This window comes from Halomarina oriensis (assembly GCF_009791395.1).
Lineage (GTDB): Archaea > Halobacteriota > Halobacteria > Halobacteriales > Haloarculaceae > Halomarina > Halomarina oriensis.
The window spans coordinates 60,743-79,353 of record NZ_WSZK01000018.1; the positions used below are offsets into that span (position 1 = coordinate 60,743).

General features: G+C 68.8%; 21 protein-coding genes and 1 pseudogene. 9 read left to right on the forward strand and 13 right to left on the reverse strand.

Annotated elements, in window-relative coordinates:
* Positions 1-106: 106 nt before the first annotated feature.
* Together GQS65_RS12205 and GQS65_RS12210 are read left to right on the forward strand one after the other, a co-directional pair.
* Complete coding sequence (locus GQS65_RS12205) at positions 107-1,459, forward strand: erythromycin esterase family protein (protein ID WP_158204922.1); 1,353 nt, start codon at positions 107-109, stop codon at positions 1,457-1,459.
* A gap of 97 nt (positions 1,460-1,556) precedes the next feature.
* On the forward strand, positions 1,557-2,285 hold the full coding sequence (locus GQS65_RS12210; protein ID WP_158204955.1) for a PHP-associated domain-containing protein: 729 nt from the start codon (positions 1,557-1,559) through the stop codon (positions 2,283-2,285).
* A 33-nt stretch (positions 2,286-2,318) separates the two neighbouring features.
* On the opposite strand, the gene GQS65_RS12215 is transcribed toward GQS65_RS12210, so the two are convergent.
* From GQS65_RS12215 to GQS65_RS12225, 3 genes and pseudogenes are all read right to left on the reverse strand, one after another.
* Complete coding sequence (locus GQS65_RS12215; RefSeq protein WP_368280112.1) at positions 2,319-2,813, reverse strand: metal-dependent hydrolase; 495 nt, start codon at positions 2,811-2,813, stop codon at positions 2,319-2,321.
* Between the two features lie 79 nt (positions 2,814-2,892).
* Positions 2,893-3,420, reverse strand: a complete 528-nt coding sequence (locus GQS65_RS12220; protein ID WP_158204923.1) for a CinA family protein — start codon at positions 3,418-3,420, stop codon at positions 2,893-2,895.
* A 91-nt stretch (positions 3,421-3,511) separates the two neighbouring features.
* Positions 3,512-4,230: pseudogene (locus GQS65_RS12225) on the reverse strand (ABC transporter transmembrane domain-containing protein); the annotation flags it as partial.
* A gap of 362 nt (positions 4,231-4,592) precedes the next feature.
* Here GQS65_RS12225 and GQS65_RS12230 point away from each other — a divergent pair.
* Positions 4,593-5,783: an ArsA family ATPase gene (locus GQS65_RS12230; RefSeq protein ID WP_158204924.1), complete on the forward strand. Its 1,191-nt coding sequence runs from the start codon at positions 4,593-4,595 to the stop codon at positions 5,781-5,783.
* On the opposite strand, the gene GQS65_RS12235 is transcribed toward GQS65_RS12230, so the two are convergent.
* Positions 5,754-7,091, reverse strand: a complete 1,338-nt coding sequence (locus tag GQS65_RS12235; RefSeq protein ID WP_158204925.1) for a glycerate kinase type-2 family protein — start codon at positions 7,089-7,091, stop codon at positions 5,754-5,756. The genes GQS65_RS12230 and GQS65_RS12235 overlap by 30 nt on opposite strands.
* 8 nt (positions 7,092-7,099) lie before the next feature.
* On the reverse strand, positions 7,100-7,921 hold the full coding sequence (locus tag GQS65_RS12240; protein WP_158204926.1) for an SDR family oxidoreductase: 822 nt from the start codon (positions 7,919-7,921) through the stop codon (positions 7,100-7,102).
* 176 nt (positions 7,922-8,097) lie between these two features.
* Between GQS65_RS12240 and GQS65_RS12245 the strand changes: the two genes are divergently transcribed.
* Positions 8,098-8,418, forward strand: coding sequence for a hypothetical protein (locus GQS65_RS12245; protein ID WP_158204927.1), 321 nt, complete (start codon positions 8,098-8,100; stop codon positions 8,416-8,418).
* Between the two features lie 29 nt (positions 8,419-8,447).
* Here GQS65_RS12245 and GQS65_RS12250 read toward each other — a convergent pair whose 3' ends face one another.
* From GQS65_RS12250 to GQS65_RS12265, 4 genes are all read right to left on the reverse strand, one after another.
* A complete protein-coding gene (locus tag GQS65_RS12250) occupies positions 8,448-9,233 on the reverse strand; it encodes an endonuclease V (RefSeq protein WP_368280113.1) in 786 nt (261 codons plus the stop codon).
* Between the two features lie 25 nt (positions 9,234-9,258).
* The gene (locus GQS65_RS12255; RefSeq protein ID WP_158204928.1) at positions 9,259-10,143 is read right to left on the reverse strand and encodes a rhomboid family intramembrane serine protease; all 885 of its coding nucleotides are present in this window, start codon (positions 10,141-10,143) and stop codon (positions 9,259-9,261) included.
* Between the two features lie 137 nt (positions 10,144-10,280).
* Positions 10,281-10,742 (reverse strand): MGMT family protein, encoded by a 462-nt coding sequence (locus tag GQS65_RS12260; RefSeq protein WP_158204929.1) that lies wholly within the window; start codon positions 10,740-10,742, stop codon positions 10,281-10,283.
* Between the two features lie 72 nt (positions 10,743-10,814).
* The gene (locus GQS65_RS12265) at positions 10,815-11,429 is read right to left on the reverse strand and encodes a lipase family alpha/beta hydrolase (RefSeq protein ID WP_158204930.1); all 615 of its coding nucleotides are present in this window, start codon (positions 11,427-11,429) and stop codon (positions 10,815-10,817) included.
* A gap of 107 nt (positions 11,430-11,536) precedes the next feature.
* Between GQS65_RS12265 and trpC the strand changes: the two genes are divergently transcribed.
* The 4 genes from trpC to GQS65_RS12285 are packed head-to-tail and all read left to right on the forward strand — an operon-like array spanning position 11,537 to position 15,243.
* Positions 11,537-12,304, forward strand: coding sequence for an indole-3-glycerol phosphate synthase (trpC, locus tag GQS65_RS12270; protein ID WP_158204931.1), 768 nt, complete (start codon positions 11,537-11,539; stop codon positions 12,302-12,304).
* Positions 12,301-13,548: a tryptophan synthase subunit beta gene (gene trpB / locus GQS65_RS12275; protein ID WP_158204932.1), complete on the forward strand. Its 1,248-nt coding sequence runs from the start codon at positions 12,301-12,303 to the stop codon at positions 13,546-13,548. Before trpC ends, trpB begins: the two co-directional genes overlap by 4 nt.
* Positions 13,545-14,420 (forward strand): tryptophan synthase subunit alpha, encoded by an 876-nt coding sequence (trpA, locus tag GQS65_RS12280; RefSeq protein WP_158204933.1) that lies wholly within the window; start codon positions 13,545-13,547, stop codon positions 14,418-14,420. The genes trpB and trpA overlap by 4 nt, the downstream gene beginning before the upstream one ends.
* 28 nt (positions 14,421-14,448) lie before the next feature.
* Positions 14,449-15,243 (forward strand): 2-amino-3,7-dideoxy-D-threo-hept-6-ulosonate synthase, encoded by a 795-nt coding sequence (locus tag GQS65_RS12285; RefSeq protein WP_158204934.1) that lies wholly within the window; start codon positions 14,449-14,451, stop codon positions 15,241-15,243.
* 56 nt (positions 15,244-15,299) lie between these two features.
* Here the strand turns inward: GQS65_RS12285 and GQS65_RS12290 are convergent, their stop codons facing one another.
* On the reverse strand, positions 15,300-15,968 hold the full coding sequence (locus tag GQS65_RS12290; RefSeq protein WP_158204935.1) for a helix-turn-helix domain-containing protein: 669 nt from the start codon (positions 15,966-15,968) through the stop codon (positions 15,300-15,302).
* 87 nt (positions 15,969-16,055) lie between these two features.
* Positions 16,056-16,190, reverse strand: a complete 135-nt coding sequence (locus GQS65_RS21925) for a hypothetical protein (RefSeq protein WP_267902911.1) — start codon at positions 16,188-16,190, stop codon at positions 16,056-16,058.
* Positions 16,191-16,279: 89 nt separating this feature from the next.
* On the opposite strand from GQS65_RS21925, the gene GQS65_RS12295 reads away from it, so the two are divergent.
* Positions 16,280-17,065, forward strand: coding sequence for an SDR family NAD(P)-dependent oxidoreductase (locus GQS65_RS12295; protein ID WP_158204936.1), 786 nt, complete (start codon positions 16,280-16,282; stop codon positions 17,063-17,065).
* Between the two features lie 69 nt (positions 17,066-17,134).
* Here the strand turns inward: GQS65_RS12295 and GQS65_RS12300 are convergent, their stop codons facing one another.
* Both GQS65_RS12300 and GQS65_RS12305 read right to left on the reverse strand, forming a co-directional pair.
* Positions 17,135-17,359 carry a hypothetical protein gene (locus GQS65_RS12300; protein ID WP_158204937.1) on the reverse strand — a complete coding sequence of 75 codons (225 nt, stop codon included), beginning with the start codon at positions 17,357-17,359 and terminating at the stop codon, positions 17,135-17,137.
* Positions 17,360-17,429: 70 nt separating this feature from the next.
* On the reverse strand, positions 17,430-18,563 hold the full coding sequence (locus tag GQS65_RS12305) for an acyl-CoA dehydrogenase family protein (RefSeq protein WP_158204938.1): 1,134 nt from the start codon (positions 18,561-18,563) through the stop codon (positions 17,430-17,432).
* Between the last annotated feature and the right edge of the window lie 48 nt (positions 18,564-18,611).

Consider the following 18,611-nt stretch of genomic DNA (forward strand, 5'->3'; position numbering starts at 1 on the left):
AGCGACGCCGCTCTCGGGCGACCCCGTCTTCCGCACCGACCAGCGACCGCTCCGGTTGTGACGGGTGTGGCACGTCTCGCTTTCGACTATCTCAGACACACTACCGATGACGCACGATACAACCGACGACGCATCGAATTCGACCGACCGCACCGAGACGGAGAACCTCGCTGACCGACTCCGATGCTCCATCACCGAACTCGTGACGACTGACCCGACCGCCGACCACGCGGACCTCCACCCGGTAGGCGACGCGCTCGCAGACGCCCGAATCGTCGGCCTCGGTGAGGCTACCCACGGGACGCGGGAGTTCTTCCAACTCAAGCATCGCATCGTTCGCTCCCTCGTCGAAGAGCAGGGTCTGCGCCTGTTCGCGATGGAGGCGAACCTCCCCGAGACGACGGCGCTCAACGACTACGTCGTCTACGGCGAGGGCGACCCAGCAGCGGCGCTCGACGGGACGCACTTCTGGACGTGGACGACCGAGGCGGTCCTCGCCCTCGTGGAGTGGCTCCGGGAGTTCAACGAGGGACGACCGCTCGACAGCCGAGTCCGGTTCCACGGCATCGACGCGCAGTACACCACGGGAGCGGTCGAGTACCTCGACGAGTTCCTCGCCGTCGCCGACCCGGACCTGCGTGAGGAAGTCGGTGACGACCTCGCCGCGACGGACGACAGCGGGAACATCACTGACCAGTACACGAGCGACCACGCGCCCGAGGCGACCGAGCGACTGCTCGACCGCCTCGAAACTGCGTTCGAAGAGCGCAGTGAGACGTTCGTGAGTGCGACGAGCGCCCGGGAGACGGCGATGGCTCGACGCTGTCTCCGGGTCGTCGAGCAGACCCGCGAGCGGCGTGTCGCCCGCGAGACGGACGGGATGGAGGCCGCGATGCTCGTCCGTGATGAGGCGATGGCGGAGAACCTCGCGTGGGCGCTCGACCACACCGGCCGCGACCGGGCGGCGCTGTGGGCACACGACGCCCACGTCTGCCGGACGGAGAACATCGGGGCGCGAGTGGACCCTGCACCATCTCTGGGGAGCCACCTCGCGGAGCGCTACGGCGACGACTACTACGCGCTCGGGTTCGACTTCCTCGGCGGGCCGTTCCGTGCTATCGGCATCGAGTTGACGCCCGAGAGCGAGTTGAGTACGTGGTCGCTGGACGAGCCACCAGCAGACTCGGTGACGCGGCTGTTCGCCGCGACTGGTAGCCGTTTCGCGTTCCTCGACTTCGACGCGATGGGCGGAGACGAGCGACTCGCCGAGTGGTTCGCTGAGCCACGGGCCAAGCGTGAACTCGGAGCCGTCTACTACGGTTCTGACGGTCCCTCCGAGAGCGAGGACGACGGACAAGACGCTCACAACGCAGTTCGGGTGCTCCCCGACGCGTTCGACGGTATCCTGTTCGTCCGGGAGACGACACCGTCGCGGGGGCTTTCCGACTCGGACGACTGAGCGACCGTTCACTCCAGCCGACGCCTCGGGTTTCGAACCGGTTAAACGGCGACCCCGTGTACCGCCGGACGTGACGGCAGAGGGTTTCCGCGTCGATATGCACGTGAAGATTCTCGACGAGCGCGTGGTCGAGCGCGCGAAGGCCCGTGGACTGGACGCGCTGGTCTACGCGCCACACTTCACCCGCCTGCCGAACATCGCCGCGAAGGCCGAGGCGTTCTCCGACGACGACCTCCAGGTGTTCCCGGCCCGCGAGATATTCACCGGCAACTGGCACAGTCGCAAGCACATCCTCGCACTCGGGATGACCGACCCCGTCCCGGACTTCATCACGCTGGCGGGAGCGATGGAGGAACTCGCCAGACAGGGCGCGGCGGTGGTCGTCCCCCACCCGGAGTTCCTGACGGTGAGTATCGACCAGTACGACGTCGAGCAGTTCGATTTCGACGCCGTAGAGGTGTACAACCCCAAACACCTCCCGCGGGACAACGAACGGGCGGTCCGGATCGCCCGCGAGACCGGCACGCCGGGGGTCACCTCCTCGTACGCCCACCTGCTGGGGAGCATCGGCGAGGCGTGGACGGAGTTCGAAGAACGCGTGGAGGACGTGACCGGCCTCGCGCGGTTGCTGAAAGACCGTGCGCCGCGTCGCGTCTTCCACCGGGAGGGGCTTCGTCACGAGTTGCGTTGTGCGGCGGAGTTCGCCCACCTCGGTGTCGAGAACACGTGGGGGAAGATAGACCGGGTGTTCCTCTCGGCGACCGAACCCACCCACCCCGGCCACGTCGCCTACGACGGCCGGTTCGACGACGTTCGCGTGTACTGAGACCGGAAGACGGGCCGAGAGCGTGCCGTGGTATCAGAACGAAAGCCCCGACAGCGGCGGGACCCGACTCAGGTCCGCGACCAGTCCGGGCGCGTACCGGACGACGGCGGCGGCGACGAGCAGTTCCACGCCCGTGACGACCAGCGTGACGAGGTTGGCGTACTTGCTGCTCGTCGCCACACCGGTGGGGAGGTCGTACTCCTTGGGGTACGGGTAGAACAGCGCGATGCCGCGCTTGCTCCCGACGACGTCGAGGACGTAGTGGGTGAGCACACCGACCCAGACCCAGTGGAGGTTGTCGAAGACGACGGGGAAGGCGACGAACAGACCCAGCACCAGCAGGTTGTGGAGCGTCTTGCGGTGCCGGCCGAACGCGGTGTCGACGTCCGGGAACAGTGCTCCGAGGACGACGGGCACCGTGACGGCGACGACGGTCCGGAGCGTCGTCACGTCGCCGGCGGGTTCGAGGACGAACCCCAGGCCGACCCCGAGCAGGAGGCCGTTGATGACGTGTCCTTCCTTGTTCACGACCAGTGGTGACGAGGCGGATGGGAAAGCCCCATCGGTCGACCCTCGCCGTGAGACGGGGCGACGACTCCCCCTGCGCTCACCGGTCGCTCTCGATGCGGGCGAGCAGGTCGGCGAGCGCCCGTCCGGCGAACGCGCGTTTCACCTCGTCGCGCGACCCGTCGAACTCGTGGCGTTCGACCGTCGTTCTGGACTCGCCGCTGCCCCACGGCGCGGCGTTGGCGACGCCCACGTAGACGGTGCCGACCGGTTTCTCCTTCGTCCCGCCGTCCGGGCCGGCGATACCCGTCGTCGCCACGCCCCAGTCGGTGTCGGCGGTGTCACAGACGGCACGGGCCATCTCCCCGGCCACCGGTTCGCTCACCGCGCCCTCGGCGTCGAGCGCCTCCCGCGAGATGGCGAGCAGGTCGCGTTTCGCGGCGTAGGAGTAGGTCACCACGGAGCGGTCGAAGTAGTCGCTCGACCCCGGCACGTCCGTCAGCAGCGACCCGACGAGGCCACCGGTACACGACTCCGCGACGGCGAGCGTCTGGCCGTCTCTGCGCAGGGCGTCACCGACGCGTTCCTCGATGGGTGATTCCTCGTCGCTCGTGTCGAGTGGGTTCATACCGACCGCTGGCGGGCAGCGTCAAAGAAGGTGTGTGCCGGGCCGTTCGCTCGTTTCGGGTCGCTCAGCGACTCGGGAGCGCGTTCTTCTCGCCGACCTGGAGCGTGCCGGAGAACGGGCCGGGCGGGCCCTGGAACACCCAGACGCCCCCGACGACGAACGTGATGACGAAGCCGATACCGGCCGTGAGTTGCAGACCGGGGAAGAACTTCACGCGGGTCGTGATGACGTCGACGTTGGTGTCGTAGTACTCTCGGAAGGTGTCTATGACACGGTCGGTCTCGTAGGCCTCGGTGTTCGAGGCCGTGATGACCTCGATGCCCCCGAGGTTGTTCTCCAGTCGGGAGTTCATCTGGTCGACCGTCGAGCGGACGTCGGCGTACATCGGCTGGCTGACCTGGACGAACTTGTGGGTGAACACCGCGATGATGGGCACCGTCACGAGCGTCAACAGCGCCAGTTGCGGGTTGACGTAGAACAGCAACCCGGCGACGCCGAGGACGGTGATGAGCAGCTGCGTGAGCACGTTCAGCCCCCCGTTGAGGAACTGCTCCAGTCGATTCGCGTCGTCACCGAAACGCGAAGCGTTTCGGTTGGCTCGCGAGAGCGAAGCTCTCGCGAACGTTGTTGAGGATGCTCATCAGTTCGCCGGTCTGCTTGTCGGCGAAAAAGCCCAGGTCGAGGCCCTGCATCGCGTCGTAGGTGTCCGCCCGGACGTCGTGCTGGACGCGCTGGGCGAACACGCTGAGGCCCCAGCCTTTCCCCCCACTGGAAGACCGCAGAGAGGAGGAACGAGGCGGCGACCAGTCCGGGAGAAGGTCCGTGGGGTCGACGTCGGCAGTCGGTCGGGCGGCAGTACGAACTCGAATCGGGGAGGTCATCGTCATGATAGGGAGTGTCGCGTGATGCGACGGGGCGGTCGGGACGCGGCGCGTGGTGCTGGCACTGTCCAGTCGTGAACGACCGATCGCATCCCACGTCAGAACGGTTTCGCGTCTGTCATCTGCCCTCGAAATCCCGAGCCACGCCGGTCGTATAACGGTTTTCGTGGTGTGGTGACGACTCACAGACGGTCCCGGACGGGCGTGGTGACGCCCGGTCGTGTCGCCGCCGGAGGTAGAGTTTCCTCACCGTACCAACGGATACTCGTATCGTCGTCGGATAGACGGTGTATGAGCAGCATCGAGGTCGAGGCCGTCGAGGAGATCGACGCCGAGGACGTCACCCCGGAGGGCGTCGACGCTCCGGACTACGTCCTCTACGGTGGGAAAGGCGGCGTCGGCAAGACGACGATGGCGGCGGCGACGGCGCTCGCCAGCGCGAACGACGGGACGCCGACGCTCGCCGTCTCGACGGACCCGGCCCACTCGCTGTCGGACGTGCTCGGGACGTCCATCCCCGACGAACCGACGCGCATCCGCGACGACATGCCGCTGTACGCGGTCGAAATCGACCCGGAACGGGCCGACGACCCCCTCGGCGGCGCGGGCGGTCCCGGTGGTATGGGCGGCGTGGGCGGTATGGGCGACGCAGGTCCCGGCACGGACACGGACGAACAGGGCGGGTCGGGACCGTTCGGCGGGATGGGTGGTCTCGGCGGGATGGATGGGTTCGGTGCCGGCGGGAACTCCACCGGCGACGACGGCTTCGGCGTGAACGACGGGTTCGACGCGGCGAACTCGATGTTCGGCGGCACGAACCCGATGGGCGGCGGTGGCGGCGCGATGCCCGGCGACGACGAGACGGCCGCGATGCAACTGCTCCTCCAGTACATGGACGACGAGCGGTTCGACCGGGTCGTCGTCGACACCGCACCGACCGGCCACACGCTCCGACTGCTCCGGCTTCCCGAGGCGCTCGACACGATGCTCGGCCAGATGCTCCAACTGCGCGAGCGGATGAGCGGGATGCTCGGGGACATGCCCGGCCCGTTCGGGAACCCCGACGCGACGGACGTCGGTGGCCTGCGCGAGTTCGCCGACCGGGTCGAACGTCTCCGTGACGCGCTTCGGGACCCCGAGAAGACCGACTTCCGGGTCGTGATGGTCCCCGAGACGCTGAGCGTCATCGAGTCCGAACGCCTCCTGCGAGAACTGGGCGACTACGGCGTCAACTGCTCGACCGTCGTCGTCAACCGCGTCACCGAGAGCATCGAGAACGTCGCGGACGTCGACGCCGACGCGTTCGTCACCCCCGACCCGGAGCACTGTGCGTTCTGCTCTCGACGCTGGGAGAGCCAGCAGAAGGCCCTCCAGCGTGCGAACGAGGTGTTCCGGGGCAAGGACGTCAAGCGCGTCCCGCTGTTCGCCGAAGAGGTCTCGGGCGAGTCGATGCTACGGGTCGTCGCGGCCTGCCTCGCCTGACTCCTCGGCTCTCGGGGCGTCCGCGGAGGAGTCGACGAGGACGACCCGGAGGTCGTTGACGTTCGTCGTGCTGTCGAGTTCGAACACCGCGTTCGTGTCGGTCAGCACCGAGAGCGCGTCGTTGCGGTCGAGTGCGTCTCGGGCGACGTCGGGGTCGTCGAGCGTGGTCGACCCGACCACCGCACCCGCCACGTCCGTCCCGCCGTCGCGCCCGTCCGTGTCGACGCTGGCGACGGTGACGCCCGGTGGGCACTCCAGTGCGGCCGCCAGCGCGAACTCCAGGTTCGGCCCGCCCTCGCCGTCCCCGCGGACCGTCACCGTCAGTTCGCCACCCGAGCAGAGCGCCAGCGGGGGCGCTGCGGGGTCACCCGTCGCCCGCACCTCCTCGGTGACGGCGACGTGAGCCAGCGCGTTCTCTCGGGCTTCGCCGCGCATCCGCGAGGAGAGCACCAGCGGGTCGTAGCCCGCGTCCCGCGCTCGGTCGGCCGCCGCGTCGATAGCCGTCCGAGCGGTCGCCAACAGGTGCGTGTGGACGTGCTCGAACGGTCCGCTCGTGGGCGTCGTGTCACGAATCGCCTCGCGCACGTCGTCGTTCGTTCGGATTCCGTAGCGGTCGAGGACGGCGAGTGCCGTCTCGACGCTCGTCTCGTCGGGCGTGAACGGCCCGCTGGCGACGGTCGCCGGGTCGTCGCCGACGACGTCGCTGACGAGCAGGGCGACGACCGTCGCGGGACCGGCCCGTTCCGCGAGGCCGCCGCCTTTGACCCGCGAGAGTCGTTTGCGGACGGCGTTTATCTCGTCGATGGTCGCGCCGCTCTCGACGAGCGCGTCGGTGAGGTCGCGCAACGCGTCGAGCGGGACGGTCGGGGCACAGAGCAGGGCGCTCCCGCCGCCGGTGACCGGCGCGAGAACCAGGGTCCGGTCGTCGGCCGCGTCGAGGAGCGAGACGACTCGGTCGGTCGCCGTGACGTTGTCCGCACTCGGAACTGGGTGGGCGGCGACGGTCACCTCGATACGGTCGGTCGTGTCGTCGCCGTCGGTGACGACCAGACCGCCGTCGAGTCGGTCACCGAGGACCGACTCGAGACCACGTGCGACCGCCGCCCCTGCCTTCCCGCCTCCGACGACGAGGACGCGGTCGTAGTCGCTCAGGTCGAGCGTCGTCTCGCCGACGGAGAGGACGTCGCCGTCGAGCGTCGCCCGTTCGCGGACCGCGCGTTCGGGGTCCGCGGCGGCGACGCCCGCTTCGACGCACTCGCGGGCGAGGGTCCGTCGGACGGCACGGGCCGAGGCGGTGTCGTCTGGCATCCCCGACCTCAGAGCAGGCGCTCGAACAGGGCGAACACCGTGTCCCGGACGCGGTCGGGCAGGTACCGAGCCTTCAGCGACAGGTCGGCGAACGCGCCGACCGGGTAGCGAGCCTCGGGGTCGGGGACGACGGCGGCTTCGAGGACGACGTCCGCGACGTCCATCGGGTGGACGGCGACCGGCGAACTCCCGCCGAACGTCGCCCCGTCGTCGTAGAGTTTGTAGAGTTTCTCGTAGGCACCCGAGCGTTCGAGCACGGCGAGTTCGTCGTCGGCGCGGTCCGCGAAGTCGGTCTCGACGGGACCGGGTTCGACCAGGACCGCCTCGATACCGTGGGATTCGACCTCGTTTCTGAGCGCGTCGGTCAGCCCCTCCAGGGCGAACTTCGAGGCGCTGTAGACGCCCATCCCCGGCGTGGCGAACCGGCCGGCGACACTGGAGACGTTGACGATACGCCCCTCGCCGCGTTCGCGCATGTGCGGGAGGACCGCCCGAATCAGGCGATGCGGGCCGTAGAGGTTGACGTCCATCTGACGGTGGAGCAGGTCGGTCGGGACGTCCTCGACCGGGCCGAACTGGCCGTAGCCCGCGTTGTTGACCAGACAGTCGATGCGGCCCTGTTCCTCGTCCATCCGGTCGACGACCGCTCGAATCTGCGTCCCGTCGGTGACGTCGAGGGCCGCGGTCTCCGCACCGCGGTCTGCAAGGTCGGCGATGTCGGCCGGGTCACGAGCGGTCGCGTACACGGTCCAGTCGTCGTGGAGGAAGGTGCGAGCGGTCGCCCGGCCGATGCCCGACGACGCACCCGTTATCAGCACCGTCTTTGCCATAGCCGGGAGTCTCGCCGGTCGTACTTAACAGGGGACGGTCGACACGCGGTCGGCCACACCGGGGTCGACTGTGGGAACTCGCAAGCCGAACCTCTTGAACCGTGGTTGACCTCCGTGAAGACAGATGCGGCCCGCACGTCGCCGACCCGTGGCGACGGCGCACTCCGCGACTCACGATGTCCCCTCAGGATCCCCCGAACGCCGACCGACCGCTCCCCGACTGTCCCATCGTCCGCCCACGGCGCGGCGGAGACAGCGTCGTCATCGACAAGAGCGTCGTCGAGGCGGCACTCGACGAGTCCGAACACGGTCTCGTCCCCGACGTCCAGGAGTACCGCGCGAGCGACGACCTCCTCGACGCACTCGCCGACGCGTTCGACCACGTGACGCCGGCGATGAGCCACGACATCGCCGCCGACCGCCGCGCGGCCGCGGACGCGATTCGCTGGCTTCACGACCGGACCGTCCCCGTCTACGTCGTCCGCCGGACGCGCTGATTCACCGACGCGACACGTCACGACCACGTTCAGGAGTAGTCGGCTTTGACCTCGTCCGCGTAGGCGTCGGCGACGCGCGTCGGTTCGGGGAGTTTGTACCCGCCGCGACAGGCCAGCACCACGTCACGAGCGGTCGCCGCACTCACTCGGTGCCCCGGTGAGACGTACACCGGGTTGATGCGATAGCTGTCGAACTGTCGGGTCTGGACCGCGTGGCCGACGACGGTCCCCGGCGGTGCGTCCATCCGGTCGTCCGACTCGATAGCGACGGAGTCGCCGGCGTCCAACCGGTCGGTGTCGGCCACCGGCGTCCCGCACAACAGACGCTTGGCGACGCCCAGTGCGGGGACGTCGAGCGCGAGACCCATGTGCGTCGCCAGTCCCGCCTGCCGGAAGTGGATGCGCCCCGACCCGTCGAACAGTGCGACGTCCGGGTCCGCGTCGAGCGTCTCGAACGCGTCGAGGATGGGACCGCCCTCGCGGAACGAGAGGAGACCGGGGACGTAGGGGAAGGTCAGCGGCGAAACGGCGTGGGTTCGCTCGACCACTTCGGCCCCCCGGAGGACGACGATGGCGCTGACGACCCGTTCGTCCAGAAAGGCCTGGTCGACGCCCGCGACGAGCGGCGGGTCCCCGCCCGGTCCGTCCAGCGTCGTCTGGTCGTCGGGGGCGAAGTCCGCCCGGTCGAGCGCCGCGAGGTCGACGTCGAACGCGTCCTCGAAACGGGCGGTCGTGGCGATGTCTCGCTGGAGGGCCTCCATCTCCTCGCGGGTCGACTCGGGGTCCGGACGGAACTCGGGACGGGCGACGTTCACGACTCGGACGAGGAGGGGAGCGGAGTTAGAACCGACGGCGGCCACCGCCCATCGAGCCACCGAACTGGACCTGACCGGGGGCCTTGACACCCTTGCGCTCGACGTACTTGCCGTAGAGCAGCCCGAGGACGAGTCCCGAGAGGTGAGCGGCGTGGGCGATACCTCCGCCGAACGCCGAGAAGATTCCCACAGCAGAGAGCGCGGCGTAGCCGAAGGTGAGCAGCCAGATGGGCACCGGGATGAAGAAGTAGAGCAGCACCTTCATGTCCGGGTTCAGGACCGTGAGGACGCCCATGATGGCCATAATCGCGCCGCTCGCGCCGAGAACCGCGGTCGGGTCACTGAGCGCGAAACCGACGACGACCTGACTCAGTCCGGCGACGACGCCGGTGACGATGAACAGCGCAGCGAACGCCCTCGAACCGATCTGACGCTCGACGACCGGTCCGAAAAAGAACAGGGCGATGCCGTTGAACAGGATGTGGGTGAACCCGGATGGGTCGTGGGAGAACACCGAGGTGAGCCACGTCCAGACGTCGAGCGGCGCACTCGATTTGAGGACGAACAGTTCGAGGAACAACCGTTCGCCGAACCCTCGAACGACGACCTGCTCGGCGACGAACGTCAGGAGCATCAGACCGAGGAAGAGATACGAGACGTTGCCTCGGAAGTAGCTCAGCGGGCCGTTCGTCGCGGAGAGACCGGAGAGGACGCCGCCGGAGGAGCTCCCCCGCTGGTCCGTGCTGTCGTCGAACCCGCTGTCGAAGACGCCTTTCGGGTCGTTCCAGTTCTTGAGACCCGGACAGTCGTGGGCCTCGGGGAGGCGGTGCTCGGAGCAGAAGGAGTTCCCGCAGTGTCGACAGTCGTACGGCATGCTCTCCTGCCGCCCACACTCATCACACAGTGCCATTGCCCGAAGGTGGGTATCCGTAGCCAAAGGGGTTTGGGTCGGTGGTTCGACGCGCGCAGAAACACTCACGAGCGCGAAACCCGACGATTTCACTCACCGACACGGGAACGAGCGCTTCGGGAGAACGTCCCCACCAACTACAGCTCTTCGAGCGTCCGGAGTCGTTGTTCGACCTCCGGTGGCGCACCGCTCGGACCGTCGCGGACCCGGTGGTCGGGGACGAGCAGGGGGATGGGGTTGTCCGCCAGCGCGGCCCGGATGGTCTCGTGGTCGTCTTCGTCGTCGGGGTCCAGCGTCGGAATCGCGCGCGCGAGGTGCTGTACCGAGACCTGCGACCCGTACGATATCTCCCGGACCGCCAACAACACCTCGCGCTGGTCGGTGGGGACGGTCAACCCGAGTTCGACGTCCTCGAACGTCTCCCGTTCGCCCTCGAGGTACGCCTCGATGTCGTCGAGCAGTGCGAGGTCCGGGTCGGCGTCCGCTTCGGGGTCGGTGGGGAACGAGAGCGAGATGACCTTGTCGCTGGCGACACCGACCTGCACGTAGCGGTCGAGATACGGGGCTTCTCGGGCGTAGATGCCCGCCACGTCGTCCATAACAACCACACGACGAACCGCGGTATCAAAGTTAGCATACTGCGCGGGGAGCGCCGGGTGTGTCCGGCGGGTTCAGAGCGCGCCGGCGTACCGGTCGAAGACGGCGGCGTCCGAGACCAGGCCCATGTGGCCGGGGCCGCTGACGCGGACGTTGGTGACGTTCCGCGCCTCGAACGGCAGCGCCGCCCGGTCGGGGGCGACCAGCGAGTCCGCCTCGCTCCCGACGGCGGTGTAGGTGACCCCACGCGGGGGCCGACGACCGTTCAGCGTCCGGAGGAACGAACTGTCGGGCGTCATGTCACGTCCGCCGGGAGTCGGCTGGGTGAACGCCAGCGTCGCGCCCTGGTGGGGCGTCCCGAGCGTCACCAGGTCGTCGACGAACGCCGCGCCGCCGGCACGTTCGACGTACCAGCGCGCACCCAGGCCTCCCATCGAGTGGGCGACGATGTCCACGCGAGAGTCGTACTCGTCGCGGAGCGCCTCGACTCGCTCACCGATGTGTCGTGCGTAGCGACGTGGTGACCCGAGCGTCAGACCGGGCGCACCGAACGAGAGCGTCTCGACGGCGTCGTCCGGGTAGCCACGAGCCAGAAAGCGTCGCTCGAGCGTCCGCCACCACGGCGTCGCCCCCGTATCTCCGTAGCCGTGGACGAGCAGTACCGGCTCGTCACCGCGTCCCGATTCCATCGACTCCGATACGTCGCCAGGCCTCAAAAGCAACCTCCCCCCGGCCGTGACACGTTCGGCCACGACCCGCAAGCCTTACGTACAAACTAGTCCATTATCGTACAACGATGGACAGTATCGAAGGGTTGGCCCCCGCCGTCGCGTCGATTCTCGACGCGGCGCGCGCACGGCCGACACCGGACGAACGCGTCGCCGTGACCCCCCGTGACCTCCGCGCGGCGTTCGCGCGGGCGGAGAGCGACGGGCGAGTACCGGTCATCGCCGAGGTGAAGCCGACGAGTCCGACCACCGAAGGGACCGACGAGCGTGACCCGGTCGAGTTGGCCCGCGAGATGGTCGACGGCGGCGCGGCGGCGCTGTCGGTGCTGACCGAACCCGAGCACTTCGGCGGGAGCGTCGAGACGCTCCGGCGGGTCCGCGAGGCCGTCGACGTCCCCGTGTTGCGCAAGGACTTCCTGCTGGAGGAGTCACACCTTGACGCCGTCGAGGCGGACGTCGTGTTGCTCATCGTCCGGTTCGTCGACGACCTGCCGGGGATGCTCGCGGCCGCCCGTGACCGGGGGTTCCAGGTACTCGTGGAAGTCCACGACGAGGCGGAACTGGAGCGAGCTCTCGACGCCGGCGCGGACGTCGTGGGCGTCAACAACCGCGACCTGGCGAACCTCGTGGTCAACCTCGAAACGTTCGAGTCCGTCGCCCCCCACGTCCCGGACGACGTGACGCTCGTCGCCGAGAGCGGTATCGCCCTGCCCGCCGAAGCCGCCCGGATGCGCCGAGCAGGGGCCGACGCCCTGCTCGTCGGGACGGGCATCGTGCGCGGGCCGAGCGACGTGACGGAGAACACACGACGACTGACGACATCGATGACACAATGAGCGACGCACCGAGCAAGTTCGGCGAGTACGGCGGACAGTACGTGCCGGAGGCACTGATGCCGGCCATCGAGGAGCTGGACGACGCCTACCAGCGCTACGTCGTCGAGAACGAGGACGGCTTCGTCGACGAGTTCCGCGAGCGACTGCGGGACTTCGGCGGCCGCCCCACCCCGCTCCAGCGCGCGGACCGCCTCAGCGAACGGTACGGCACCGACGTACTCCTCAAACGCGAGGACCTGCTCCACGGCGGAGCGCACAAACTCAACAACGCCCTCGGGCAGGTCCTGCTGGCGAAGTACATGGGCAAAGAGCGCATCGTCGCCGAGACGGGCGCGGGCCAGCACGGTACCGCGACGGCGATGGCCGCCGCCCACCTCGACATGCCCTGTGAAATCTACATGGGCGAGCGCGACATCAACCGCCAGCGCCCCAACGTCTTCCGGATGCGCCTCAACGGCGCGGAGGTCAACCCGGTTTCGACCGGACGCGGGACGCTCAAGGAAGCCATCAGCGAGACGATGCGCGACTGGGCGACCACCGTCGAGACGACCCACTACGTCATCGGCTCCGTGGTGGGACCACACCCGTTCCCGACGATGGTCCGGGAGTTCCAGTCGGTCATCTCCGAGGAGGCCCGGAGGCAGTTCGACGAGCAGGTCGGCGGCCTGCCCGACAGCGTCGTCGCCTGTGCGGGCGGCGGGTCGAACACGATGGGCGCGTTCGCGGAGTTCGTCTCGGACGACTCCGTGGACCTCTACGCCGTGGAGGCGGGCGGCAGTTCCCTCGGCGTGGACGAGGAGACGGGCGTCGCGCCCAACTCGGCGTCCCTCTCGACGGGGACGGAGGGCGTGCTCCACGGCGCACGCACGAAGCTCCTGCAGGACCGTGACGGACAGATCGTCGAGTCACACAGCGTCTCTTCGGGGCTGGACTACGCCGGTGTCGGCCCCGAACTCGCCTACCTCGTCGACGAGGGCCGGGTGACGCCCGTCACCGTCGACGACGACGCGGCGCTCGAAGGCTTCCACCGCCTCTCCCAGACCGAGGGTATCATCCCGGCGCTGGAGACGGCCCACGCCGTCGCGTGGCTCGAAGACGCCACGCCCGAGCAACTGGGCGACAGCGTCGTCGTCTGTGTCTCCGGACGCGGCGACAAGGACCTCGAATCGGTCGTCGAGGAGACCGAGAACCGCGAGGTTCCGAACGCGCCGGACATGGACGTCTTCTCGGGAGGGATGCGATGAGCCGACTCGACGAGGCGTTCGCCGACGGGCCGGCGTTCGTCCCGTATCTCGCACTCGGTGACCCCGACCTCGAATCGAGTCTGGAGTACATCCGAGCGCTGGACCGCGGTGGCGCGGACGTCATCGAACTCGGTCTGCCGTTCTCCGAACCCATCGCCGAGGGACCGACGATTCAGTCCGCCGTGGTGCGGTCGCTCTCCGGTGGCATGACGCCCACGAAGTTCTTCGACGCCGTCGAGACGCTCGACGTGGACGCGCCGCTGGTCTGTATGACCTACTACAACCTCGTCTACCAATTTGGCGACGAGGAAGGGCCGCGGCCGTTCGTCGAACGCGCCGCCGAGGTCGGCATCGAGGGGTTCGTCGTCCCCGACCTGCCAGCAGAAGAGGCCGGCCCGCTCCGCGAGGCGTGTGACGAGTTCGGCCTCGATCTGATATTCATCGTCGCACCCACCACGCGCGGCGAGCGCCTCGAACGCATCATGGAGCGTACCTCGGGATACGTCTACGTGCAGGCACGCCTCGGCGTCACCGGGGCACGTGCGGACGTGAGCGACCAGACGGGCGCGAGTCTCGACCGCCTCTCGCGGTGGGACATCCCGAAGGCGGTCGGCTTCGGCATCTCCTCGGGCGAGCAGGCACGGGAGGTGGTTTCGGCGGGCGCGGACGGCATCATCGTCGGCAGTGCGCTCGTGGACATCGTTGCCGAAGGAGCTTCGGCAGGCAGCCAGACGGGGTCTGGCGACGTCGCCGAGGGCCACGAGAACGGCGACCCGCCGGCAGTCGTCGCGGACCGACTGGAGACGCTGGCCCGCGAACTGAAGGAAGGAGCAGTCGCTGGCGCGACACGAGCGCAATCGGAACGGACTTGAAGCAACCTGACACACACTCACACACTCAATGAACGCAGGCACACAGGCACGACTCGACCGCATCGGGCGCGACGGCAGGTACGTCGTCGTCCCGATGGACCACGGTATCACGCTGGGCGCGGTGACGGGACTGAAGGACATCGAATCGACCATCGACGCCGTCACGCGCGGTGGTGCGGACTCGGTGCTCACGCAGAAGGGCGTCGCACCGCGGGTCCACCCGAACAAGAACGACGCGGGCTACGTCGTCCACCTCAACGCCTCGACGGTCATCGGCCCCGACAGCAACGACAAGCGGATGACGGGCACCGTCGAGGAGGCGATTCGAGTCGGTGCGGACGCCGTCTCGCTGCATCTCAACGTCGGCAGTGACTCCGAACCGACGCAGATAGAGGACCTCGCGCGGGTCACCGAGACTGCCGAGCGGTACGGAATCCCCGTGCTGGCGATGACCTACGCCCGTGGGCCGGGTGTCGACGAACACGACGCCGAGTCGCTCGGCCACGCGGTCCGACTCGGAGAGGAGTTGGGCGCACACGTCGTCAAGACGGCGTACTCGGGGGACGCCGAGAGCTTCGAGCACGTCGTGGAGTCGACCCGCTTACCGGTCGTCATCGCCGGCGGGTCGCCGGCGGGTGACGAGGCGACGCTGAAGGCCGTCCGCGGGGCGATGGACGCGGGCGCGGCGGGCGTCTCGATGGGTCGGAGCGTCTTCCAGCACGACGACCCCGAAGCCATCACACGGGCCGTGAGCGCCGTCGTCCACGACGACGAGGGCGCGACGGAGGCCCTGGAACGGGCGGGCCTCTCGGCGCGCGTCTGAGCGACGCGCCGCCGACTACTCGAAGCGAACCCCACCGGTCGCCGTGTCCTCCCGGTTCAGTGCCGACGAGCGTCGGTCTTCTTTCCGACCAGGAGCGTCTCGGTGACGAGCGCCTGGGTCCCCCGGCGGATGCGTTCGGAGAGTGCCTGGTGGGAGATGCCGAGTTGGTCGGCCAGTTCGTCGAGGTCCGACTCGCGTGGCACCGAGAAGTAGCCCGCCTCACAGGCCGCGGTGAGCGCGTCGTACTGCTCGTCGGTGAGGCCGTAGCGTCCCGACGGTTCGCCCTCCATCTCGCGGATGATCTCGACTTCGAACGCGATGCCGTTCTCCTCGCAGAACTCGACGGTCTTCGAGAGACCCTCTCGCTCCGGGTAGAGCACGCGGAGGAACCAGCGGCCGTGGTCCGTCCACGCCTCGACGACCGTCGCGTTCGAGTTCGTGATCATCTGGAGGACGACGTCGACCCGGTCGACCCACTCCATTCGGTAGAGCCACTCCCCCTCGAAGGAACTGAGCAGTTCGATGTCGGTCGTGGTCGGGTCCTCGTCCAGCACCCGTCTGATCTCCTTCTCGTCGCTGCCTCGTACCCACAACAGTGGGGCGACCGTCTCCTCACCGGTTGCGACGAGACGCTCACACTCGATGGAGACGTCTTCGACGTCCTGGAGTGTCCGAGCGAGTGCGAAGTCCTCGGCGGCCAGCGACCCGACGACGATAGTGCTCATAACGGAGGGTAGTCGCAAGCGGACAAAAAGCCTGCCGCGCCACGTTTCGAAGAGTCAGCCACGCGAGACGAGACCCGCCGAGAGCGCTCACTCGACGGGAAAGCGCAGGAACGCGGCCCGACCGTCGAACCCCTCGACGAACTGCTCGCCCTCCCCAGACCCCAGAGCGTTCCGGCTGCCTGCCGAGGCGCCTTCGCCACTGTCGTCGACGCTGGTCGGCACGACGACCACCTCGCCGCCCTGTTCGGTCGCCCGCCGTTCGAGCCGACGCCGGCCACAGCGATTAGTCGTCGCCGCTCGTCGGGGCGTCCATGGGTTCGCTCTCGTTCGACTACAGTGGAGAGACGGTCATCGTGACGGGCGGCAGTTCGGGTATCGGTCGGGCGACGGCGCTGGCGTTCGGACGCTCCGGTGCGAACGTCGTCGTCGCCGACGTCCGGGAGAAGCCGAAGGACCCTCACGCGAGCGTCCCGACCCACCGCGTGATTCGGGAGGGTGGTGGCGAGGCAGAGTACGTCGAGTGCGACGTCGCCGACCCGGACGACGTGGCGGCCGTCGTCGAGGCCGCCCGCGAGTTGGGCGGCGTCGACGTGATGGTGAACAACGCCGGCCTCTTCGTCGGCGAGTCGCTGGTCGACCTCTCGCCGGAGAACCTCGACCGCATCGTCGACGTCAACGTCAAGGGGACGTTCTACGGCACGCAGGCGGCCGCCCGCGACATGCGAGAGCGCGACGAGGGCGGCGTCGTCCTCAACACCGCCTCCATCTCCTCGCGGTTCGCACAGCACGGGCAGGTCCAGTACGACGCGACGAAGGCGGCCATCGCGATGATCACCCGCGGAGCCGCCCTCGAACTCGCGCCGGACATCCGGGTCAACGCCGTCGCGCCGGGCCAGATAGCGACGGAGTTCTCGGAGGGTGGGACGGAGAGTACACAGGACCGCGCCGGTGACGAGGGGTTCGTCAAGCCGGTTCCGCTCGACCGAGCGGGCTTTCCCGAGGACCTCGCGCCCGCGTTCTGCTATCTGGCGAGCGAGGAGGCGAGCTACGTCACGGGCGAACTGCTGTACGTCGACGGCGGGTGGGGGGCGTTCTGACACCGGAGTCGGCGCGCCGGTTCGCACCGCCACGTTGGGGGCCCACCCCGAGCGGTATCGGCCGGTGGCTCACTCGCCGCGGGGGAGTCGAGACCCGACCCACGCGCCGAGCGTGAGGCCGTCGACGAGGACGAGGACGCTCTGAGTTCGCCAGTCGTCGCCGTCGCTCCGGTGGCCCGTCCGGACCTCGCTCCCGGCGACGGCCGACGTCGCGGGCGAGGTCGCCCACTCCGGCGTCCGAATCTCGTCGAACTCGTCGGGTCGTACGGACGGACAAGACGAGGCTGCTGGCACCTGCCGTCCGCCCGGCAGAGCGGGCGCGAGTGCGGCACTCGGCGGACGCGACCACGTCGGTTCGACGTGCTCACTCGGAGGACACGGCGTCGGCGACGGTGTTCCGGTGGACGTCGTTCGGGCCGCCGGCGACGGTCAGCAGTTTGGCGTCCCGGAAGTAGCGCTCGACGGGGTACTCGCTGGTGAAGCCGACGCCGCCGTGGACGTCCATCGCGTCCGAGGCGTTCTCGACGGCCGCCTCGGTAGCGTGGACCTTCGCCATGCTCGTGAGTGTGCCCGCGTCGGCGTCGCCACGGTCGGCCGCCTCCGCGGCACGCAGCGTGAGCAGTCGCGCCGTCTCGACCCGTTCGGCCATCTCCGCGAGTCGCCACTCCACCCCCTGGAACTCGCCGATGGGCTGGCCGAACTGCTCGCGCTCGCCGGCGTAGACGACGGCCACGTCGAGCGAGGCGCGGGCGATACCGACCGCTCGCGCTGGGAGGTTGACACCACCGGTGAGTTCGCGGCGGTCGGTGAGCGCCGTCCCCTGCTGGCCGACCATCCGGTCGTCGGGGACGTGGAGGTCCTCGAACTCGACGCGAGCGGTCGGGACGCTGTCGCCGCCGATGGCGTCCCACTCGTGGGCGACCGACAGGTCGTCGGTCGGGACGAGGAACGCACTGACGTTCTCGGGCGCGTCGTCCTCGGGACCCGTCTTGGCGTAGAGGAGCACGACGTCGGCTTCGCGGACGTTCGTCACCCACTGCTTGTGGCCGGTGAGCGACCACCCGCTCCCGTCGCGTTCGGCGCGTGTCTCCATCGCCGTCTTGTCGCTGCCGGCGTTTTCCTCCGAGAGACCGAGCGCGCCGACCGTCTCGAAGCGCGCCATCTCCGGGAGGTACTCGTCTCGCTGGCGCTCGGTACCGAACTCTTCGACGGCCGCGGCCACGCCGAGGTGGAGCGCGAGGGCCGCCCCCACGGACATCAGCCCGGCCGACAGCTCCTCGATTGTGACGACGAGTTCGACGTTCCCCTGCCCCCGTCCGCCGTAGGACTCGCCGATGGTCAGGCCCGTGACGCCCCGGTCGGCGAGACCGGAGAGGATGCCGTTGGGGTACGTCCCGGCGTGGTCGAGCGTCGACGCGACGGGGATGACCTCCTCGTCGGTGAACGTGCGCAGTTCGTCGCGCAACTCCCGCTGGTCGTCGGTGAGACGGAACGGCATGGCCGAGCAGAGTGTCGACAGCGGCTTAAAACGTCGCGCGGCCGCCGG

What these genes read in the sequence shown, in the direction of transcription:
- GQS65_RS12205 (WP_158204922.1), top strand. Translation starts at nt 107, where the DNA reads ATGACGCACGATACAACCGACGACGCATCGAATTCGACCGACCGCACC.
- GQS65_RS12210 (WP_158204955.1), top strand. Translation starts at nt 1,557, where the DNA reads ATGCACGTGAAGATTCTCGACGAGCGCGTGGTCGAGCGCGCGAAGGCC.
- GQS65_RS12220 (WP_158204923.1), bottom strand. Translation starts at nt 3,420, where the DNA reads ATGAACCCACTCGACACGAGCGACGAGGAATCACCCATCGAGGAACGC.
- GQS65_RS12230 (WP_158204924.1), top strand. Translation starts at nt 4,593, where the DNA reads ATGAGCAGCATCGAGGTCGAGGCCGTCGAGGAGATCGACGCCGAGGAC.
- GQS65_RS12235 (WP_158204925.1), bottom strand. Translation starts at nt 7,091, where the DNA reads ATGCCAGACGACACCGCCTCGGCCCGTGCCGTCCGACGGACCCTCGCC.
- GQS65_RS12240 (WP_158204926.1), bottom strand. Translation starts at nt 7,921, where the DNA reads ATGGCAAAGACGGTGCTGATAACGGGTGCGTCGTCGGGCATCGGCCGG.
- GQS65_RS12245 (WP_158204927.1), top strand. Translation starts at nt 8,098, where the DNA reads ATGTCCCCTCAGGATCCCCCGAACGCCGACCGACCGCTCCCCGACTGT.
- GQS65_RS12255 (WP_158204928.1), bottom strand. Translation starts at nt 10,143, where the DNA reads ATGGCACTGTGTGATGAGTGTGGGCGGCAGGAGAGCATGCCGTACGAC.
- GQS65_RS12260 (WP_158204929.1), bottom strand. Translation starts at nt 10,742, where the DNA reads ATGGACGACGTGGCGGGCATCTACGCCCGAGAAGCCCCGTATCTCGAC.
- GQS65_RS12265 (WP_158204930.1), bottom strand. Translation starts at nt 11,429, where the DNA reads ATGGAATCGGGACGCGGTGACGAGCCGGTACTGCTCGTCCACGGCTAC.
- trpC (WP_158204931.1), top strand. Translation starts at nt 11,537, where the DNA reads ATGGACAGTATCGAAGGGTTGGCCCCCGCCGTCGCGTCGATTCTCGAC.
- trpB (WP_158204932.1), top strand. Translation starts at nt 12,301, where the DNA reads ATGAGCGACGCACCGAGCAAGTTCGGCGAGTACGGCGGACAGTACGTG.
- trpA (WP_158204933.1), top strand. Translation starts at nt 13,545, where the DNA reads ATGAGCCGACTCGACGAGGCGTTCGCCGACGGGCCGGCGTTCGTCCCG.
- GQS65_RS12285 (WP_158204934.1), top strand. Translation starts at nt 14,449, where the DNA reads ATGAACGCAGGCACACAGGCACGACTCGACCGCATCGGGCGCGACGGC.
- GQS65_RS12290 (WP_158204935.1), bottom strand. Translation starts at nt 15,968, where the DNA reads ATGAGCACTATCGTCGTCGGGTCGCTGGCCGCCGAGGACTTCGCACTC.
- GQS65_RS12295 (WP_158204936.1), top strand. Translation starts at nt 16,280, where the DNA reads ATGGGTTCGCTCTCGTTCGACTACAGTGGAGAGACGGTCATCGTGACG.
- GQS65_RS12305 (WP_158204938.1), bottom strand. Translation starts at nt 18,563, where the DNA reads ATGCCGTTCCGTCTCACCGACGACCAGCGGGAGTTGCGCGACGAACTG.